This is a genomic window from Pseudomonas sp. HMWF021, assembly GCF_003061005.1.
In the GTDB taxonomy this organism is placed as follows: domain Bacteria; phylum Pseudomonadota; class Gammaproteobacteria; order Pseudomonadales; family Pseudomonadaceae; genus Aquipseudomonas.
This window is the reverse complement of record NZ_QAIK01000186.1, coordinates 25,425-27,151: the sequence shown is the minus strand read 5'-3', so window position 1 is coordinate 27,151 and position 1,727 is coordinate 25,425. Positions and strand designations below refer to the sequence as shown.

The window sequence follows — 1,727 nt, the reverse complement described above, 5'->3', positions numbered from 1 at the left end:
ACTCCTGCAATTCAGGCGAATCCACAGAAGTTGTATCAAGAAGGGAGCGTAGTCTACCGGAATGCCCCTTTCATCTCAAACCTTGATCTTCGTCTGTTGGCTGCCAATGCAATTTCCAGCCGTCCTGTGCTTGCCCGTCAAGGCCCGGCAGGTTCGCCACCGCGAGCAATTGCGCGCCGCGAAACAGCAGCGGCAATCTGCCACGGACGAAGCCTGGCACCGCGCGCTCATTGAGCAGGCGCTTGAGATCGCGATGGCCGCGCTCCGCCAGATGCATCACTTCGCCGCCCTGCCGATAGCCAATCCGCAACGGTCCGACCGGAGTCTGCCCGCTGAACATGACACGGCCGTTATTGGGCAGACGTAGCGGCGTCGATGGGTCATGCCACTCGGCGCTGACCGCTGGCGCACGCAGCCAGTCACCACTCAACCACCATATCCGCCCTGCGCTGCGATGCAGTTCGCCATCGGCCAGACGCCAGATCGGGGACGCGCCACTGCCAGCGCCGCAAAGGTCTTCCCAACCCGACCAATGGTCAGTGTCGGGCAGGCGTGTCAGCGGTTCAAGCCAATGGCTGAGTGCGTTGCGCTGACGAGCGGCGGACAACTTTGCCAACGGCGCCAGTTCCAGTGACGGCAGGCCCAGCCATTGAAACTCGCTCGGCGTGGCGGCTTGCGCCAGATCGAGCTGCGCCAGCTCATCGAGCAAGCCTTGCGCCTCGCGCAGATGCGCCGCACTGCGCGCCATGCTCGCCTGCGCCTGCGGCCAGCGCGCGGTGAGCAACGGCAGCACCTGATGGCGCAGATAGTTGCGGGAGAATTGCCGATCTTCGTTCGACGGGTCTTCGATCCAGCGCAACTGATGGGCGCGGGCGTAAGCCTCAAGTTCGGCACGGGTGACGTCGAGCAATGGCCGCAACAGCGTGCCCTGCCCCAACGGTCGCTGCGCCGGCATCGCCGAAAGTCCGCGAACGCCGGCGCCGCGCATCAGGCGAAACAGCAGGGTTTCGGCCTGATCATCGCGATGCTGCCCGGTCAGCAACACGTCATTCGCCTCGGTCAGCGACATGAACGCCGCATACCGCGCCTCTCGCGCCGCCCGCTCCAGACTGGCGCCGGGTTGCACCTTCACGCGCATCACTTGCAAGGGAACGCCCAGCGCATCGCAGACCGACTGACAATGCGCCGGCCACGCATCGGCCGCAGCCTGAAGACCGTGATGGACATGGATGGCGCTGAACGCCGGCAGGGAATGGTGTTGAGCGAGGTGGGCCAGCAGATGCAGGAGGACGGTGGAATCCAGACCACCGGAGAAGGCGATGCGCCACTGAGCGGCGTTGCGCCAGGGCTCAAGGCTCGACATAAGCCGAGACGGCAAATCACTCTTCGAAGGATTCATAGAGAGGGTCGCTTCTTAAAACCTTGTAGGAGCTGCCGCAGGCTGCGATCTTTTGATCTTGATACAGCAAAATCAAAAGATCGCAGCCTGCGGCAGCTCCTACAGGGGTAATGCGCAGTCGACTTAGAGACCGTAGCTCATCAGACGATCGTAACGACGCTTGAGCAGCGCTTCGTTGTCGAACTTCTTCAACATCGCCAGTTGCGAGCTCAGCTCGGCACGGATCGAGGCAGCAGCAGCAGCCGGATCACGGTGGGCGCCGCCCAGTGGCTCGCCGATCACCTTGTCGACGATGCCCAGGCCTTTCAGGCGCTCGGCGGTGATACCC

The 1,727-nt window shown here is 63.2% G+C and carries 1 protein-coding gene and 1 pseudogene; both read right to left on the bottom strand.

Annotation, left to right across the window (positions count from 1 at the left end):
- Positions 1-70 precede the first annotated feature (70 nt).
- Entirely contained in the window at positions 71-1,399 is a 1,329-nt protein-coding gene (gene tilS / locus DBR18_RS27110) for a tRNA lysidine(34) synthetase TilS (RefSeq protein WP_108592645.1), read from the bottom strand.
- A gap of 123 nt (positions 1,400-1,522) precedes the next feature.
- A pseudogene (locus tag DBR18_RS30075) lies at positions 1,523-1,727 on the bottom strand (acetyl-CoA carboxylase carboxyl transferase subunit alpha); the annotation flags it as partial.